Source organism: Myroides sp. C15-4, from assembly GCF_050522745.1.
Classification (GTDB): Bacteria; Bacteroidota; Bacteroidia; order Flavobacteriales; family Flavobacteriaceae; genus Flavobacterium.
In genome coordinates this window covers 17,007-34,486 of the sequence record NZ_JBMVQX010000006.1, presented here as the reverse complement: position 1 = coordinate 34,486, position 17,480 = coordinate 17,007, and the positions used below count along the sequence as shown (strand labels likewise).

Annotated in this window: 17 protein-coding genes; 3 read left to right on the top strand and 14 right to left on the bottom strand. The window is 37.1% G+C overall.

The features are described from left to right. Positions 1-7 precede the first annotated feature (7 nt). Positions 8-1,990, top strand: coding sequence for a DUF5689 domain-containing protein (locus ACPDHL_RS04350; RefSeq protein WP_430531580.1), 1,983 nt, complete (start codon positions 8-10; stop codon positions 1,988-1,990). A gap of 274 nt (positions 1,991-2,264) precedes the next feature. On the opposite strand, the gene atpG is transcribed toward ACPDHL_RS04350, so the two are convergent. The 12 genes from atpG to ACPDHL_RS04290 form a co-directional block, all read right to left on the bottom strand. Continuing rightward, complete coding sequence (gene atpG, locus ACPDHL_RS04345) at positions 2,265-3,128, bottom strand: ATP synthase F1 subunit gamma (RefSeq protein ID WP_430531579.1); 864 nt, start codon at positions 3,126-3,128, stop codon at positions 2,265-2,267. 67 nt (positions 3,129-3,195) lie between these two features. Next, positions 3,196-4,770, bottom strand: coding sequence for a F0F1 ATP synthase subunit alpha (gene atpA / locus ACPDHL_RS04340; protein ID WP_430531578.1), 1,575 nt, complete (start codon positions 4,768-4,770; stop codon positions 3,196-3,198). Positions 4,771-4,814: 44 nt separating this feature from the next. Next, positions 4,815-5,351, bottom strand: a complete 537-nt coding sequence (atpH, locus tag ACPDHL_RS04335) for an ATP synthase F1 subunit delta (RefSeq protein WP_430531577.1) — start codon at positions 5,349-5,351, stop codon at positions 4,815-4,817. A gap of 7 nt (positions 5,352-5,358) precedes the next feature. Then, complete coding sequence (locus ACPDHL_RS04330; protein ID WP_430531576.1) at positions 5,359-5,859, bottom strand: F0F1 ATP synthase subunit B; 501 nt, start codon at positions 5,857-5,859, stop codon at positions 5,359-5,361. A gap of 100 nt (positions 5,860-5,959) precedes the next feature. Then, positions 5,960-6,154: an ATP synthase F0 subunit C gene (locus ACPDHL_RS04325; RefSeq protein ID WP_002988855.1), complete on the bottom strand. Its 195-nt coding sequence runs from the start codon at positions 6,152-6,154 to the stop codon at positions 5,960-5,962. Positions 6,155-6,215: 61 nt separating this feature from the next. Beyond that, on the bottom strand, positions 6,216-7,400 hold the full coding sequence (atpB, locus tag ACPDHL_RS04320; protein WP_430531575.1) for a F0F1 ATP synthase subunit A: 1,185 nt from the start codon (positions 7,398-7,400) through the stop codon (positions 6,216-6,218). A gap of 89 nt (positions 7,401-7,489) precedes the next feature. After that, positions 7,490-7,903: a DUF6168 family protein gene (locus ACPDHL_RS04315; RefSeq protein ID WP_430531574.1), complete on the bottom strand. Its 414-nt coding sequence runs from the start codon at positions 7,901-7,903 to the stop codon at positions 7,490-7,492. Between the two features lie 4 nt (positions 7,904-7,907). Beyond that, complete coding sequence (locus ACPDHL_RS04310) at positions 7,908-8,120, bottom strand: AtpZ/AtpI family protein (protein WP_430531658.1); 213 nt, start codon at positions 8,118-8,120, stop codon at positions 7,908-7,910. Continuing rightward, the gene (locus tag ACPDHL_RS04305) at positions 8,120-8,497 is read right to left on the bottom strand and encodes a bactofilin family protein (RefSeq protein ID WP_430531573.1); all 378 of its coding nucleotides are present in this window, start codon (positions 8,495-8,497) and stop codon (positions 8,120-8,122) included. Before ACPDHL_RS04305 ends, ACPDHL_RS04310 begins: the two co-directional genes overlap by 1 nt. A gap of 14 nt (positions 8,498-8,511) precedes the next feature. Beyond that, positions 8,512-11,196 carry a tetratricopeptide repeat protein gene (locus tag ACPDHL_RS04300; RefSeq protein ID WP_430531572.1) on the bottom strand — a complete coding sequence of 895 codons (2,685 nt, stop codon included), beginning with the start codon at positions 11,194-11,196 and terminating at the stop codon, positions 8,512-8,514. A 338-nt stretch (positions 11,197-11,534) separates the two neighbouring features. Continuing rightward, positions 11,535-12,236, bottom strand: coding sequence for an ATP-binding cassette domain-containing protein (locus ACPDHL_RS04295; RefSeq protein ID WP_430531571.1), 702 nt, complete (start codon positions 12,234-12,236; stop codon positions 11,535-11,537). An 8-nt stretch (positions 12,237-12,244) separates the two neighbouring features. Next, positions 12,245-13,705, bottom strand: coding sequence for a DUF5687 family protein (locus tag ACPDHL_RS04290; protein WP_430531570.1), 1,461 nt, complete (start codon positions 13,703-13,705; stop codon positions 12,245-12,247). 246 nt (positions 13,706-13,951) lie between these two features. Between ACPDHL_RS04290 and ACPDHL_RS04285 the strand changes: the two genes are divergently transcribed. After that, a complete protein-coding gene (locus tag ACPDHL_RS04285) occupies positions 13,952-14,362 on the top strand; it encodes a hypothetical protein (protein ID WP_430531569.1) in 411 nt (136 codons plus the stop codon). A gap of 86 nt (positions 14,363-14,448) precedes the next feature. Beyond that, positions 14,449-14,862 (top strand): c-type cytochrome, encoded by a 414-nt coding sequence (locus ACPDHL_RS04280; protein ID WP_430531568.1) that lies wholly within the window; start codon positions 14,449-14,451, stop codon positions 14,860-14,862. 245 nt (positions 14,863-15,107) lie between these two features. Here ACPDHL_RS04280 and ACPDHL_RS04275 read toward each other — a convergent pair whose 3' ends face one another. Both ACPDHL_RS04275 and ACPDHL_RS04270 read right to left on the bottom strand, forming a co-directional pair. After that, positions 15,108-16,091 carry a TerC/Alx family metal homeostasis membrane protein gene (locus ACPDHL_RS04275; RefSeq protein ID WP_430531567.1) on the bottom strand — a complete coding sequence of 328 codons (984 nt, stop codon included), beginning with the start codon at positions 16,089-16,091 and terminating at the stop codon, positions 15,108-15,110. Between the two features lie 200 nt (positions 16,092-16,291). Next, positions 16,292-17,287: an NAD(P)H-dependent glycerol-3-phosphate dehydrogenase gene (locus tag ACPDHL_RS04270; protein ID WP_430531566.1), complete on the bottom strand. Its 996-nt coding sequence runs from the start codon at positions 17,285-17,287 to the stop codon at positions 16,292-16,294. Positions 17,288-17,480 lie beyond the last annotated feature (193 nt).

Sequence of the window (17,480 nt, the reverse complement as noted above, 5' to 3'; positions counted from 1 at the left end):
TGTACTTATGAAAACAATTTTTAAATCTATATTTTTTATTGCACTATCAACACTCTTCTTTGGGAGTTGTGCAAAAAATGACGACTTTTCGGTTCCCACATTAAATTGTGAGGATCCCAAAGTAACGATCAACAAGACCATTGACGAGCTGTATCTCCTTGCAGAACAAACAGTAAAACCCTACAGTGGAGATCCAAAAGATATCCTGGAAGGTGTTGTCGTATCGAGTGATCAAGGTGGAAATTTTCACAACAAATTACACATCCTGGATAAAGAAACAAAAAAGCCACTTGTGCTAAACATTGAGAATAGTGCTTCTTTTGTGCAATATCCTCCGGGAACAGTGATCTATGTTCGATTAGGCGGGTTGTACTTCAACAACAGCTATGACCTACTTAACGTGGGGGGAGGAACTAACGGAAAGTATACAACAACTATTCCAAAGGGATCAATCAATAAATTTGTAGGTAAATTTTGTACGCCTATTAAAGACTTTAACGATTACAATCCTATCATTACATTAGAAGAATTGAATTCGAAAAAAGAGTTCTACAAAGGAAAATTAGTAACGATTAAAGATGTGCAATTCAACCGCAACCTCATAGGGAAAAAACTCTATGACAAATCGGATGTAGACAGCCAAGGTCAAACCTTAAGAGAAATGGTAGACAAAGACGGTCGCACCTTTTTTATTCGAACAAGCCAATACTCTAGAGATTTTGTAGCCTATGAAATAACTAAATACAGCGGTTCAATTACAGGTATTGTCGATGTATTTAGCAACAACGTTCAATTTTATCCTCGTGTGCTAGATGATATTAACCTAAAAGATCAACCGTTTGGCGATGGTGGAGTAGATCCAGAACCAGAAGACATTACTTTAGGTAAATTTTTAGCTTTCCCTGGAGCTGATTTTGAAGACTGGGATGCATTCTTAGGGGTAATTTTCAAAAATCAATTGAGCGATGCAACAGCGCAAAAAGCGCCAAATAAAGGATGGGAAAATTCAACTGGATTAGCTGTAGAAGGACAACGCGATAAAAATGGATACTTGTTCTCTGTAGAAAAAGTAAAAATGCCAACCGATGCAACCAAACTTTCTTTCTTAGTAAAAGGAACATCAGCAAAATCATTATCGATTAACATTCACAAAGCCAATGGAACGAATTACTATGCCTACAACCTAGAGAATGTAACAACAAGTAAAGTAATTCAACCGAATATGGAAGAAACTTCTTTTGACGGCGTTCCTTCAGGTAATACGACAAATGTATACACGGGTACAATTGACACAGGTGGAAACTGGGTAAAAATAACCCTTGATTTAGGCGCTTTAAACGGCGATTACCACAAAACGGGCACAGGAACATTCATTAGTTTTAGAAATGGAAATAAAGCTAACTATGACCTTGTGATCGACGAAATTCGCTTTGAAGACGGAACACCAGTAGATGATAACGGGGAAGGGCCTGTAGATCCAGAACCAGGAGAGCCCTTTATTGTGGCTGATTTCAATGCTTGGGATGGATTTGTAGGAACGTTAAACAACTTTGGCTTAAAACCGTATGCTACACATGCACCAGGTCAAGGTAGAGATGGAAAAGATGCCTTAAAACTATCAGGCACGACGACAGCGAATGACTATGTCTTTACCATTACCAACAAAGAAGTTCCGGCTGGGAAAACGAAAGTTGTGATTTGGGTAAAAGGTACCTCAGACAAAAAATCACTTTCTTTCAATGTCAACAAGGCAGCAGGTGGTTTCGACCCATTCAATGCGGGGGGTATTGAAACGACAGATCTGAGTCTGTCTAAGTTCAATTCGAATCAATATACAGGTACAATAGATACGGGTGGAAACTGGGTAAAACTAACCCTAGATCTAACCGAAACAGAATACAACACTACGGGAACTGGAGATGTATTCGCCTTAAAAACAGGAAGTGGTTCTACGTATGAGTTACTAATAGACAGTATTTACTTCGAATAACATAGTTCTTCACCTAACTAGAACAGTGGCTTTCAAAAAGGCCTATAAATAAAACCCCGCCAAAAAGCGGGGTTTTTTCATTGTTTAATCTAACATAAAATTATTTTCAAGCAAACCCAAACAAGAAGAAAGACCCATGTAGGGTTCAAATACGAACGTTTAGTCTTTGCTTATACCTTCAAAAGTAAGGATGGGAGGATCAACCTACGTATAGAAAACGAAAGAGGGTGACCTTTTGGGACACCCTCTTTTTAAAAAGTATATGATCTATTGATTAGTTTTTCAATGCTTCTGCACCTCCAACAATCTCTAAAATTTCATTTGTAATCGCCGCCTGACGTGCTTTGTTATAACTTAACTTAAGCTCATTTCTCAATTCTTGTGCGTTATCTGTTGCTTTGTGCATCGCAGTCATACGCGCACCGTGTTCTGACGCTACAGAGTCTGCAATGGCTTTAAACAACTGTGTTTTTAACGACAAAGGAATTAATGTTTCTATGATTTCCTCTTTTGAAGGCTCATAAATATAATCAGATGCTGCAGCAGTTGCTTCTGCTTCTATTGGCAATAATGGCAAAAATTGCTCCGTCATTACGTTTTGTGTAGCTGCATTTTTAAACTGGTTATATACAATTTGAATCGAGTCATACTTTCCATTCACAAATGCTTCCATCACATGCTCAGCAATAACTGCGGTGTGATCAAAATCGAAATGGTCATAAAGCGAACTTTGATTATCTACAATGTTGAACGATTTTTTAAGGATATCATTTCCTTTTTTACCGATCGTCAATAAATCAAGGTTAGCTCCTTTGTATACTGTATTCGCTAATACATTAACTTGTTTAATAATGTTGGCATTGAAACCACCACATAACCCTCTATTAGAAGTTACGACAAGGAACAATACATTTTTTACCTCTCTAACTTGCGAATATACACTTGAATTCTCTCCTTCTAAAGTAGAACTAACATTTTGAATAATCTCAGTTAGCTTCTCTGAATAAGGACGCATAGCTGTAATCGTATCAGTTGCTTTTTTCAATTTAGCTGCTGATACCATTTTCATCGCAGATGTAATCTGCATTGTAGATCCAATAGAAGAAATCCTATTGCGTATTTCTTTAAGATTTGCCATTTGAAAACGTATATAATTCAGAAAGAGAATAAGCGGTTAGACCAGCTTATACTCTTTCAAAAAATTCTTAATATTTTGAAGCTAATTCTTTAGCTACTTTCTCTAAAACGCTCGTTTGTTCGTCACCGAATTTACCAGCTTTTAATTGATCTAACACATCTCTGTGACGTGAGTTAAGCGCTTCTAAGAAATCTTTTTCAAACGCTTTCACTTGGTTTACAGGAACATTTCTCAATAAGTTTTTAGATCCAGCATAGATAATAGCTACTTGATCTTCTACTGTATACGGATCGTTAACTGCTTGTTTCAAGATTTCAACGTTGCGTTGACCTTTTGAAATAACGTTCATTGTAGCTGCATCTAAGTCAGAACCAAATTTCGCGAATGCTTCTAATTCACGGAATTGCGCTTGGTCTAATTTTAATGTACCAGCTACTTTTTTCATTGATTTAATTTGAGCAGAACCCCCAACACGAGATACCGAAATACCTACGTTGATCGCTGGACGTACCCCTGAGTTGAACAAGTCAGACTCTAAGAAAATCTGTCCATCCGTAATTGAAATTACGTTTGTTGGAATATAAGCCGAAACGTCACCCGCTTGTGTCTCAATAATAGGTAAAGCTGTTAAAGACCCACCACCTTTTACGAAAGGTTTGATTGATTCTGGTAAGTCATTCATGTTTTTAGCGATTTCATCATCACCAATAACACGAGCTGCTCTTTCTAATAATCTTGAGTGAAGGTAGAAAACGTCTCCAGGGTAAGCCTCACGTCCTGGTGGTCTTCTTAAGATCAAAGACATCTCACGGTACGCAACCGCTTGTTTAGATAAATCATCATAAATAATCAATGCTGGACGACCTGTATCACGGAAATACTCTCCGATAGCAGCACCTGCCATAGCAGAGTACACTTGCATTGGAGCAGGATCTGATGCGTTAGCCGCAACAATGATTGAATAGTCCATTGCACCTTTTTCTTCTAATGTTTTAGCAATAGCTGCAACAGTAGACGCTTTTTGTCCAATAGCTACATAGATACAGTAAACTGGTTGACCTGCATCATAGAATTCTTTTTGGTTTAGAATTGTATCGATACAAACTGTCGTTTTTCCAGTTTGACGGTCACCAATAACTAACTCACGTTGTCCACGTCCTACTGGGATCATTGCGTCAATCGCTTTGATACCTGTTTGCAATGGTTCAGTTACTGGCTGACGGTAGATAACACCAGGTGCTTTACGCTCCAATGGCATTTCATACAAATCACCTTCGATAGGACCTTTACCATCAATTGGTAATCCTAACGTATTTACAACACGTCCTACCATTTTCTCTCCTACACGTAGAGAAGCGATACGACCTGTTCTTTTCACAGTTGTACCTTCTTTTACACCAACAGAAGAACCTAACAATACAATACCTACGTTATCTTCTTCTAAGTTTTGTACCATTGCCTCTAAACCGTTGTCTAATACAACTAGCTCTCCGTACTCAGCATTTGTCAACCCGTAAACACGAGCAACTCCATCTCCAACTTCTAGTACTGTACCTACTTCTTCTAAAGTAGCCTCAGAGCTAAATCCAGATAATTGTTTCTTTAAAATCGCTGAAATTTCAGCTGGTTTAATGTCCGCCATTTTTATCTATGTTTATACACGAAAATTCGTGCGGTGATTTTTTTTTACTTAATTAATTCTCTTTTTAATACTTGTAATTGATTTGCTAAAGAAGCATTGTATTGAATATCTCCAATTTTTAAGATAAATCCTCCTAAAATTGATTCATCTACAATATTTGTAATGACTGCTTCTTTTCCAGGAGCTAAAACTTTTACTTTTTCAAGTACTTTAGCCTCTATACTAGCATCAATAGGCATTGCTGTAGTAACTGTTACTTGCTCAATACCTTTACGCAAATCGTATTGTTTTTGGAATTCATTCGCTGTTGCTTGCAAAATTCCAAATCTATTGTTTGCTTTTAATACCTTAAAAAGTTCTTTTGTCCCTTCGTTTACCGTTGCAAATACTTCCAATAAAGCATTTAATTTCAACTGATCTTTAACGATTGGATTAGTCAAGAACGTTTTCAATTCTGTGCTTTGAGCTATTGATTGAGAAATAAGGATCATATCAGTATTGATAGCATCAACATTTCCTTTTTCTAAAGAAACCTCAAGCATTGCTTTTGCATAACGTGCTGCAGCTCTTGTGCTTACCATAGTGATATTAGTTTAATTTTACATCATCTAACATTTTCTCAACTAAATTAGTTTGAGCTTCTTTGTTAGATAATTGATCTTTCAATAATTTTTCAGCGATTTCAATTGAAATTGATGAAACTTGAGTTTTTAAGTCAAGAATAGCCGCAGCTTTCTCGCTTTCAATTGTAGCTTTTGCTTGAGCGATTAATTTTTCACCCTGTGCTTCAGCCTCCGTTTTAGCATCTGCAATCAATTTTTCCTTGATCTCACGAGCTTCTTTTAGTAAAGTATCGCGCTCAGCACGAGCTTCTGCTAATAACTTCTCGTTATCTGCTTTTAAATTAGCCATTTCTCTTTTAGCGTTTTCTGCCGCTGCTAATGCATCAGTAATACCCTCTTCACGAGCTTCTAAAGCATTTACAATTGGTTTCCACGCGAATTTTCCTAAGATAACAACAATTACTATCATAATAATTAGTTGCCAGAAAAATAGTCCAAAACTGAAATCGTTAATTAACTTATCCATTATCTAAAATTATACTTTTTAATACCTGATTTTGTTTAATTAAAATAAGAAGTTTACCTGTAACCAACCGTTACAGATAAACTCTTTGTACTGACTTGGATTAATTACCTAAGATTAAAGCACCGAATGCTAAACCTTCCAATAATGCTCCAATGATAATCATTGCAGTTTGGATTTTTCCAGCAGCTTCTGGTTGACGAGCAATAGCGTCCATTGCAGAAGAACCAATTTTACCTAAACCGTAACCAGCTCCGATTACGATTAAACCTGCACCAATGATAGTTGGAATTGTCATAGTATTGAATTTAATATTAATTAAACAAATTTATTTATACTCTATTTTTATTCTATATTGATTAATGTGCCTCTGCATGTTCGTGATCGTGATCTGCTACTGCCATTCCGATGAACAAAGACGACAACATCGTAAAGATGAACGCCTGTAAGAAAGCAACTAAGATCTCTAATAACACTAAGAACGTTGACAAGAAGAATCCGATTCCAATTGCTCCACCTGCTCCTAACGCTTCTTTCATTACGAAGATGATAGCGATTAGTCCGAATACTACGGAGTGACCTGCTGTAATGTTTGCGAATAAACGCACCATTAAAGAGAACGGTTTAATAATTGCCCCTAAAATCTCAATAGGCATCAACATAATTTTCATAAGAACAGGTACACCTGGCATCCAGAATATGTGTTTCCAGTAATCCTTGTTTGCAGAAAAGTGTACAATAAAAAACGTACACAATGCTAAACAAGCCGTCACGGCAATACTACCTGTAACGTTAAACCCTAGCGGTGTTAATCCTAAAATATTCAAAATAAAAATCAAGAAGAATACCGACAGTAAGTACGGCATAAACTTTTTGTACTTCGCTTTACCAATATTTGGCACAGCCATTTCATCGCGAACATAAAGTACTAAAGGCTCTAATCCTCTAGCGATACCTTTCGGCAAATTGTTCGGTCCGTTTTTGTATGTTTTAGCTAATCCTAAGAACAGGATAAACATTAAAATTGTAGTGAAGAATAAAGAAGCTACGTTCTTTGTGATAGAGAAATCAAGTGGTTTCTCATTGGTAGGGTGGTGTGCTTCATCATACGTGATTGTACCTTCAGCGTCTGTTTTGTAAATTTTACCGTGGTATAATTTGTAAAACTGTCCATCTTTTTCTACTACGTTCTTTCCGTAGTCAAATTCAGAAGACATAAAAACTTTAAGACCGTTGTCGATTAAAATAACAGGCAATGAAAACCCGTAGTTTTTACCAGTTTCTTCATCTGAGAAGAAAACAAAGGAATAATCATCGGCCAAGTGATGCTTAATATGTGCCTGAACTTTCTCAGCTTGAGTCATTTCAGCAGGGTTTTCTATTCCTTCACCTTCGATGTGCTCTAGGGTTTTTTCAATAGATTGCTCAGCTTCTTGAATTGAATTTTCAAGCTTTTGAGTAGTTGTTTGCGCGTACGAAAATACCGACGAGGCTGTAAATAAAACAGCTGCTAATAAATTCAGTGATTTCTTGAGAGTCACCATATCTTAACTTCTTGAATATTTTGGTTCCTAAAATTTTGTGCAAAAGTACAATAATTCTTGTATTATCATACCTTTATATCAAACTTTTTTTACTTAGTTTCGTTTGATGTAGTATTCTTATTTAAAATAGAATAGGCTACAAATGCATCCCCGCCAAGGAAAACGAGTACAATCACTAAAAAATTATACTTAAATCCTTCCTCCATCATTTCGTGATCCAATCCTTTTTTTGCGAATAAATAACTTGCAATTAATCGCAAAGTGATAAATCCAAGGAACACAAATCCCAAATTATTTGGTAGGCTATTTTTGATTCCATAAAGCCCAAAAAAAGTGGCAAGTGTAAAAATGAATTCAAATCCGTAAAACTTTTCTAAGCTGTATCCCAAAGCGATTAAGGAATCTCCTGCACTAGTAAAGGCTACCACTGCATAATGCAAAGCAAACACAATGATCAGGCCTACTAAAAGTTTTACACCCATTTGCACCGTTTCTTTATCCATTTTTTTATTTATTTAACTGATTGACTTGTTTAATTACTTGGTACAAAGCTAATCCTACTCCCAATAACGTACAAATTTTATTTGCAATTGCTTGTTCTAAATTGTACTTCTCATCTAACCAGACTCCTAATCGGTTTGCTAAATAAATAATAATCCCCATTTGAAAGGGGATATTAATCAAGGATAACCACTTTCGTGATGAGTTCTTGTCGTCCATTAGTCGGAAGTCGATGGACTGCCAACCATTTGGCATTTTACGTCGATCTTTGCTCCGGGTTCAACAGCTAATCGTCCCACGCGTATATCGCCTTTTATTCGCGCTGCTGATTTTACTGTCAATAAATCGTTTACTAAAATATTCCCCTCAATTTCACCTTCCACCTCACTGTTTTCGCATGTGATATTTCCTTTAATCTTTGCGATGGGACCAAGTACAAGTCGTCCTTTCACCACAATATTCCCTTCAATTACGCCATCAATACGGATATCGGCAATGGCTTCTATATCCCCTTTGATGACTGTTCCTTCTACAATTCGATTAGTTTGTCCCAACAAATCCAATCCTGTTCCTTTCTTTTTCGATTTTTCAAACATGTAAAAACGCTTTTTTAAGGCTCTATGCTTCCTGGAGCCTGGTATTCTTGTAAATTCTTTTTAATCTGTACCACGGTATAATCCTCCTGCATCATTGGAATAAAAGAAGGGTCATCGCCCAAACGACCAATCATTTGCTCTGCTTCTGCTTTGGATTTAAATCCGTGTAATACATATAATTTAGTGGAAGCAATATAATAGTCTTCCGTAAATTTCAATCCTGTTCCTGCTTCTACCCCAGCCATGCGTTGCATATTGGCTTTCATGGAAGCAAAATCAGCTACTTTGTCGACAGGCACAGCAACTAAAATTTTCCAATTGCTCGAATCTGTTGTGGCAAATCCTTTGGATTCTAAGGTAGGAATTACATGTTCCAACAGCTGTGCGGCTTCTTTTCCTTCTGCTGTTGTACTATAGGTTAACGCCAAGTAATTCAGCGCTTCTTTATATTGATTTACCCCCTCTGTACGCGCAATGATCATCGCATTCAGCAGTTCAAATTTGCTGACATATCCATCATCAATATTTTCAAGTGCATCCTTCATCATTGCTTTGGCCTCTTCAAAATTCTCCGCCTTAAACACCTGATAAATAGAAGCATAAATCTGTTCTGGTGATAAATCCCCATCATTAGACACACTCAAGTTCTGCATCAATTTAGCATAGCGAGAAGTTGGGTGTTCTGCAATAATACGCGCTTTCATTTGCGCTGCTTTGGCTGGATCAATTTCTTGATACAACTTATACAATTTATACATCGTCGGAAGCACCAATCGCTCCTTCGGATCAAACAGCAACAATTGCTCCAAACGACTAATTCCCTCCGGGATTTTGCCAAAACGTTCGCTGTAAATAGCACCTAGCTCAAAATAAGCGAGGTCTCGATCTTCTTTCATCTTGGCTATTTGAGTACTATCCGTAGGTATTTTACTGGTATACGTATCCAATTGGTAACGCGGATCATCGAAATCGTCATTAGATCCTCCTTTGTTCCCTTTATCTCCGCTATTTGCGGCTAATTCCTCTTCTTCTTCGGTCAAATTAGCAGTATTCGCATTCGATTGCATCGAACTCCACCTCCAATTATCGGTCAGCGTTCGACTGCCCCAACGGCGTTTAAAATCCTGTCTTCCACGTGTTAAGGCTTGATTCGAGTAGAAATAAAAGGTGGTTTTTCCTCCCATACTACCGAAATTAGTTTCGCCAAATGACTTTTCGATGGCATCTCCAAAATTAGGCACATTGAAAAAATCAGCACCAGCATTCACACCTTTCCCTAAATTGGCTTGTAGTTTTCTAGCATCTTCTTTACGCAAATCATCAACATAGGTTTGGAAATAGGCATTCTGTTCTTCTGGTGATAAGGCCACCAAATGAAGAATGCTATCGTTTTTATGGGCTAAAATTTCAAGGTCTACCACTTCGCGCAAAGACTCTCTGCGTTTAGTAATACGGAAGGTTTCTTTTGCTTTTGGTGGCAACAAGGCGATGGCACTATCGTAATATTGCCCCGCAATAGCGTATCCCGCATCATTGAAATAGATATCAGCAATACTCAAAAAGTTCTTTGCCTTTAGTTGTTTGTCTTGTTTACCCTCTTTCGCTGCGACTTTTAGATAGTCTAAGGCTTGTTCTTGCAGGCCAATATCGCGATAAAAAAGGCCAATTTGACGATTTAAAACGTCCAAATACGGTCGGTTTTCTCGGTCTTTGAGCAAGCTTCTATATTGTTTTAGAAAGGCAACTGAATCAATTTCTGTTGCCCCTTCGAGGTTAAATAGTTCCGCATACGCATGTATGGTATACGTTCGTGGTGCTTTGCGATTCATATCGAGAATCGCCTCAAAATTGTTTTTTGCCTCTTCTTTTTTATTGATACGCCCATTAAGTTGCCCTAAGATATAGTGGTAACGCGCGCGTTCTTCGTGATTTCCTGCTAGTACGACCGCAGATTGCAGCGCAGTACTTGCACTGTCTAATTGTTCAAGGTTAATATACCCTTGCGCTAGCATTGCATAGGCATCGGATTCCACCTGTTTAGGTAGCCTCCCTTTTCGCTCACGCAATAATTCTTTTAAATTTTTAATCGCCAAATCATCATAGCGCAAGCGCAAGTTGGTCTTTTCGCGCCAAACTTTAGCTTCCCCAATTAAATCACTATCAGGATATTTATATAAAATATAATTGAATGCCTCTAAGGCAGGAACAAATCTTCCGTCGTAGTATCTTGATTTCCCTAGTAAAAGATACGCATTGGCCATTTGACTATTGCGTTCTCTTCCCTTGATGTACATGGAGTGTTTTTGAATGGCTTTGGTCGCCTTGTTTTCCGCTCGGGTAAACCCTTGTCCGTCTACGCTTTCGGGTGCGCCTAAATCAGTACCTGTCACAGATAAATTATCTAAAACCGAACGCTGCTTAGACTCTAATGAAGTGCCTTTTTCAAACTCACGTTCAGGATCGACTTCAATTTCAATTCGCTCAATCGGCAAGATCTCCCAATAGTCATCGAAATAGTCTCCTTTTAAAGCGTCCAACGCTTCTGTGTAGGATTCATTCCCGTGAAAGAGAATATTGTACTTTGTTGTCAAAGCATGATACCCCCTATTCAACATCTTATCCTTCTTTACAGAACACGCTATAAAAGACATAATGAGCAGAATAATTCCACCAAACCGGATGACAATCTTTGTTTTCAATATTTAGGCTAAACTTTATATAACAACTATTTTTTCTCTCTTTTAGTATACACCAAACAGTAAAAATACATCACTTTTTAATACTTTATGCAAATTTTGTTAAAAATTAAAACTTGCTTTAGCTGTATACTTTCTTTCATTTATACTGGACGATACTTATTGCTTTTGCATTCTTTGCGCAAGTAACTCCTACTTTCCTTAAAGAAGGACAATATAGAGCTGCAAATTACGAAAGAAACTTCTATTATAAAGTAATGATACTGATAAAATTACACCAGAGGTCGGCTTAAAAAAATAGCACCCAAAGTTGAGCGCCATTTTTCAATTTTATTTATTTTCTATCCTGCTACACTAAAAAAACTTTCTAATTCTTGGTACGTAATTGCTTGTGTTTGCACATCGTGAATCAATCGGCCTTTTTCCAACGCAATAATGCGATCCGATACCTCATAGGTATGCTGTAGATCATGGCTGGAAATAATAATAGTCATGGCGCGTGTTGCTCTTTTTTGTTTCACCAATTCCTTCAAGCGAATCTGAGTGGAAGGATCGAGGTTTGCGAAAGGTTCATCTAAAATAACCAATTCGGGATTGCCAATAAAAGCGCCAATAATACCGATTTTCTTTTGGTTTCCCTTAGAGAAGTCGCGGATGTACTTTTTTTGTCCCAGCACTTCTCCATGAAAGAAATCTTCATGCCCTTTGACAAACGCTTCTACCTCAGCGGTGGACCAACCGCGTAAATTTCCCAAAAAGACGAAATACTCTTCTGCAGTAAGATAACCGATCAAAAAGGTGTCATCTAAAAAAGACGCCGTGTAATTCTTCCATTGTTCAGAAACAGCTACATTTTGACCTTTTGAGTAAATGGCTCCTGCTGAGGGCTGAATCAAATCCAACAATAGGCTGAAAAAGGTCGTCTTTCCTGCCCCGTTATTCCCTACCAATCCAATACTCTCTCCTGCACCAATTGAAAGTGAATCTAATGCTAGAACGGTTGTTCCATTATATGTTTTGCTTAAAAGTTCTACTTGTATCATACGAATCTTTATTTTTTGTAAGCGGCTAGTGTCGCGTATTTTTCTTTTTTATAAATCTTTTCAATGGCTTGGAATACATAACTATGTAGAAATAAACCCGCTAATCCAATGATAATAAGGAGTGCAAATCCACCCCAAAACGGATAAATTAATGTTCCCAAGAAATAAAAAACTAAGGGCAATACCATTTTAGGTAAACTAATTAGCATCACGCGTAAATTAAATGCATTGACATCGCCAAAAACGTTCTTTGCAGCTGTCAAGTCCATGGGCGTCTTGAGATAAGCCCCACCCCATAGGACAAAATAGCCATTAATTCCAATGTTGAATACCCCCATAGCCATCATCAAATAGAATAACTTCATATCGAGAAAGATATAAAATAAACACAGCAAGGTAGACACCAAAGTTCCCAAGGCAATAACTAACCATTTGGACATTAAATAATCGCGGTACATAACGTTTTGTGTCATCAATAACGGATAATAAGAAGAATCCCAACTCGGTACATACTGTCCAAATAGCATTAAGAATCCACCTGTGGAAAAGAAAGCCAAGAAAACAGAAAAGAAATCCATTCCTTTCGCATTGAACATAAGAGCGGCATAAAAAAGAAAAACAACACTCATAAGTACGGTCAATCGCGCTCTTTTGTTTCGAACAATTAAGCGAATATCATTGCGCAAGAAGCTGGCATAGCGTCCAAATCTATCCAACCATTTCATTTCTAAAGCAATGCCCTCCTTCACGCGTACTTTTTCTAAATCGTCTAAATACAAGCGTTTCAAGAAAAAACGATGGGTACTCCAAACTAACCCAGCCAATAGCAATACATAGCCCAATAAACTGATTGGATATTGATAAGCCGTAAAATAAAAATACTTGGTATATACAGTAGGGTCAACAATATCGAAGTAGTGCAAACCAAAACAAAGCGCTATAAATCCAATTACCCCATAAAAAACAGGCGCATAAGCACTCATCAAAATAGTAATACAATGCAGCATGAATACGATACTATACACAGCCAAGGACCACGCCAAAACAGCCCATCCACTTTCTCCTTCACGGATCGCTATAATGGTAAAGGGAACCAAGAAAAACAGCTGCACGATATTAAAAGCACTCAAGAATGTTTTGCCCACGTAAAACGTCACGATTTTCGATCGGGGTATATTGAGAATCAAGAAAGGTTTAATACTGGCTACGGGGCCTTTCTGAAAGAAGAATCGCATGGTTAATTCAAATGCGAAATAGTAAATCAAATAGCGGCTCACCGCTTCAATAGGAGTCGCTCCCAAGTCCGACTCTAACAGACCGTCATAGGTTGCAATTCCAGCCAACAGCATCATAGCTGTAAAATAGGCAATCCCCAACCATTTGAAAACACGGACCACAATATCCATGTTGCTTTTATTCCCTCGAGCTAAACGTTTCCGTTCTAACGTTAAAAACCACTGGTACGTCATTTTTCTTTTATTTTTGGTGTATACCTACATTAGTACGCCTAAAGATACAAACGTTACAACATTTCTTACAATCTCTTAATAATAAAGGTCTCCCCTGAACTACAGGGAAGACCTTTATACTCTAAACTAATCCATTATATAAACATTATAGTAATCCATACCAAACTTCAGGCCAAATCTTCTTTTGAAAAAACAAGAAAGCGGAATCGAAGAAATAATTTTATCTTTGTCCAAAATTTAATTCGAATGAAAAAAGACATAGAAATACCGGAAGTAAAGGATGTTGAAGTGGCAGTTGTAAAAGAGTATAACGAAGAATTTTTACAGGATGCTTGGTACGCCTATTTATTTAATAATTCTCCAGAACCAATCGAAGCTATTATGATTGTGTCTAAAGCAGAGGGAGAAATCAATGGAGAAAAGAGAAATTCGAGTATTTTTAGACATGCATTTCCTTCTTTAGCTGCTGGGGAATCAATCAAGGTTGAATTGTTAGACGAGGCTATTTTTGATTTATCTAATACTTTTATGTTGACCTATTTTCAGGGTGCTAAACTTTATGACAAAAATTTCGTATTCCCTGCCAAAAGTATATCAGACGAAACGTTAAAAAAACTCCCATTTGTCAATAAAAACGGGATAACCCATACAAAATAGCTATAAACCAAACGGTTAGGCCTTATTTATACTAATTCCAAAGGTTACTTTTTATATCTTGTCTCAAACTATAATTGCGACAAAATATGAAACTAAAAAACACGTGGATTGTATTGGGCTTTTTAGGCTTAATGATCAGCTTGCTTTCCTTTAAAAACAATACAACAGTAACAGAAAGCACTGTAGCTCAATCGGAATGGGAAAACTTAAAAGTACTTCCTCAAGATATTTCTAAAGAAGATTTAGAAAAAGTAATGAAAGGGTACAATACTGCTTTGGGAGTTAAATGTAGCTATTGCCATGCTCCCGCAGAAGGAAAAGACGGATTGGACTTTGCTTCTGATGCAAAAAAAGAAAAGGAATTTGCTCGTCACATGATTGTGATGACTCGCAAGATTAACGCGGAACATTTCAACTGGGAGAACGATCCAAATCCAGAAAATATTAATGTGGTCACTTGTACCATGTGTCACAGAGGAAATACTAGTGCTTCAAAGTAAATTGTTGACTCTTTACCGCAACAGCATAAAATAAAAGTGGGTGCCCCAAAAGGACACCCACTTTGTTTTTGTATTGTTAACCTTATCCTACCTCCAGCATACTTCCGTAGTTCCTCCATAGTGAGTCTATAGGAAACCCACTTTTTAATAGAGGCACCATGGGCGCATTATGGACTCACTATGGACTCATGTCCTATAAAACTGATAGAATGGTACAATTGTTTATAAGGTATTCACTTGGATATTTAGACTACTTTTTTCGGTGGAAACAACAACGATAAGACTACCGATAAGATTAATACACTTGCAATCACTGCTAGCGAAACCATGGATTCAATGTGAACAAATGGCGAAATAATCATCTTCACTCCGATAAACGATAAAATGATTGCTAGCCCGTATTTCAGCTTGGAGAATTTGTCCATAAAATTAGCCAACAAGAAGTAAAGCGAACGCAATCCTAAGATGGCAAAAATATTCGACGTATACAGAATAAAGGGGTCATCCGGAGCAATCGCAAAAATAGCAGGGATACTGTCTACGGCAAAGACTAAATCAGTAAACTCGATCACCATTAAAGCAACAAACAGAGGTGTCACCATCTTTACTCCATTTTGAATGGTAAAGAACTTATCCCCATCGTATTCTTTGCTTACTTTAAAAAACTTATGCACCATGCGCACGGCAAAGTTCTTGGTCAGATCTTGTTCTTCGCTGTGATCATCTTTAGCAAACCAAGATTTAATTCCCGAAACGAGTAAGAAAAAACCAAAAATAGTCAAGACAACATTAATTTCTACCTGTTGTCCGAACAATTCAAATGCAGGTAGATACGTATGGTTAATTAATTCTACTCCGGCAAAGATAAAAATCGCTCTAAACACTAAGGCTCCAATAATACCCCAGAATAAAACACGATGATGTAATTCTTTGGGTACTTTAAAAAAGGTAAAGACTAGGATAAACACAAAGAGGTTATCAACAGAGAGGGCTTTCTCAATCCAATAGGCTGATTGGAAGCGTGCAAAGTTTTCAAAATCCATATAGTAGTAGATTACGCCACTAAATACCATGGCTAAACCAATCCAAACTACGGTCCAAATGAGTGCTTCTTTGGTGGAAACCACGTGGCTATTTCGATTGAAAACACCTAAGTCCAACAAGAGCATAACGAAAACTACAATTCCAAAAACGGCCAATAGACCGGGGTGATTAATTAAATGATCCATCTTATTTATTTTTTAACAGCACAAAACTACTTGATCTATTCTCCCCCAAGGCAAACCTTCACAAGTCATTATATATCAGCAATTTACAACTAATTTATTATATTATACTCAAACAAAAAAAGCAACATAATTAACTGTTAATCAGCCTATTATATTGCTTTATTTCATAAAAAAACCGATAACGGCCTTTTTTTATTTTTTTAATCTAACTTTTCTGTGAGTTTTCTAAAGGTTTTTTTCGGATCTTTTCCATTGTACAAAATATCGTACACGGCATTGATAATCGGTGTCTTAGCACCATATTGCGCATTGAGTTCATAAGCGCTTTTTGTTGCGTAATAGCCTTCAGCGATCATATTCATCTCCATTTGAGCAGACTTTACGGTATAGCCTTTACCAATCATATTTCCAAACATGCGATTGCGAGAAAAAAGCGAATAACCTGTTACTAATAAATCCCCCAAATAGGCCGAATTATTAATATTGCGCTTCATGTGATGTACTTTTTTGATAAATTTTTTCATCTCGCGAATCGCGTTACTCATCAACAAGGCTTGAAAATTATCTCCATATCCTAATCCATGTGCCATTCCACAGGCAATGGCATAAATATTCTTTAGCACAGCAGCATATTCTGTTCCAATGATATCATCAGTAAGCTTTACTTTGATATAATGGCTACTGATACAGCTTTCTATCACTTTGGCGTGTTCATCATTTCGACAAGCAATCGTCAAATATGACAAGCGCTCTAAAGCCACCTCTTCTGCATGACAAGGTCCAGTAATCACAGCGATATTATCATAAGAGACACCATAGGTTTGATGAAAATGTTCTCCTACGATCAGACTCGTTTCTGGAATAATTCCCTTAATTGCGGAAATAACAACCTTCTGGTCAAGACTTACATATAATTGCTCCATTTCTTCACTTAAAAAAGCAGAAGGAATGGCAAAAATAACGTAATCTGCATACGACACAGCCTTATTAATATCATTCGTCAGCAACAACTGATCGATATCAAACTCAACCGAACTCAAATAATTCGGGTTATGATGGTTTACCTTAATTTCTTCTATCGCATTCTCGTTTCTCATGTACCATGCTATTTGCTGTAGGTTTTCACTCAGCATTTTTACGATAGCCGTTGCCCAACTCCCTCCTCCAATTACTGCAAACTTTGGATAATCACTCATAATTTTAGCTTATAACTTCGTCAAAAGTAACTAAAAAACTTAATGCAAACAATTGAAAAACTGTAAAACAATTCGTTATAGTTCTTTCTCTTTTACTTCATTCTATTGTATTCTCTACAAAAAACCACCTCTTTTGGTCTAAGACTAACAATTTATACCCAGTCCTACTAACAAAAAGAAAAAACAAATAAAA

What these genes read in the sequence shown, in the direction of transcription:
- ACPDHL_RS04350 (WP_430531580.1), top strand. Translation starts at nt 8, where the DNA reads ATGAAAACAATTTTTAAATCTATATTTTTTATTGCACTATCAACACTC.
- atpA (WP_430531578.1), bottom strand. Translation starts at nt 4,770, where the DNA reads ATGGCGGACATTAAACCAGCTGAAATTTCAGCGATTTTAAAGAAACAA.
- ACPDHL_RS04285 (WP_430531569.1), top strand. Translation starts at nt 13,952, where the DNA reads ATGAAAAAAGACATAGAAATACCGGAAGTAAAGGATGTTGAAGTGGCA.
- ACPDHL_RS04280 (WP_430531568.1), top strand. Translation starts at nt 14,449, where the DNA reads ATGAAACTAAAAAACACGTGGATTGTATTGGGCTTTTTAGGCTTAATG.
- ACPDHL_RS04295 (WP_430531571.1), bottom strand. Translation starts at nt 12,236, where the DNA reads ATGATACAAGTAGAACTTTTAAGCAAAACATATAATGGAACAACCGTT.
- atpB (WP_430531575.1), bottom strand. Translation starts at nt 7,400, where the DNA reads ATGGTGACTCTCAAGAAATCACTGAATTTATTAGCAGCTGTTTTATTT.
- ACPDHL_RS04325 (WP_002988855.1), bottom strand. Translation starts at nt 6,154, where the DNA reads ATGACAATTCCAACTATCATTGGTGCAGGTTTAATCGTAATCGGAGCT.
- ACPDHL_RS04275 (WP_430531567.1), bottom strand. Translation starts at nt 16,091, where the DNA reads ATGGATCATTTAATTAATCACCCCGGTCTATTGGCCGTTTTTGGAATT.
- ACPDHL_RS04330 (WP_430531576.1), bottom strand. Translation starts at nt 5,859, where the DNA reads ATGGATAAGTTAATTAACGATTTCAGTTTTGGACTATTTTTCTGGCAA.
- ACPDHL_RS04310 (WP_430531658.1), bottom strand. Translation starts at nt 8,120, where the DNA reads ATGGACGACAAGAACTCATCACGAAAGTGGTTATCCTTGATTAATATC.
- ACPDHL_RS04270 (WP_430531566.1), bottom strand. Translation starts at nt 17,287, where the DNA reads ATGAGTGATTATCCAAAGTTTGCAGTAATTGGAGGAGGGAGTTGGGCA.
- atpH (WP_430531577.1), bottom strand. Translation starts at nt 5,351, where the DNA reads ATGGTAAGCACAAGAGCTGCAGCACGTTATGCAAAAGCAATGCTTGAG.
- atpG (WP_430531579.1), bottom strand. Translation starts at nt 3,128, where the DNA reads ATGGCAAATCTTAAAGAAATACGCAATAGGATTTCTTCTATTGGATCT.
- ACPDHL_RS04305 (WP_430531573.1), bottom strand. Translation starts at nt 8,497, where the DNA reads ATGTTTGAAAAATCGAAAAAGAAAGGAACAGGATTGGATTTGTTGGGA.
- ACPDHL_RS04290 (WP_430531570.1), bottom strand. Translation starts at nt 13,705, where the DNA reads ATGACGTACCAGTGGTTTTTAACGTTAGAACGGAAACGTTTAGCTCGA.
- ACPDHL_RS04315 (WP_430531574.1), bottom strand. Translation starts at nt 7,903, where the DNA reads ATGGATAAAGAAACGGTGCAAATGGGTGTAAAACTTTTAGTAGGCCTG.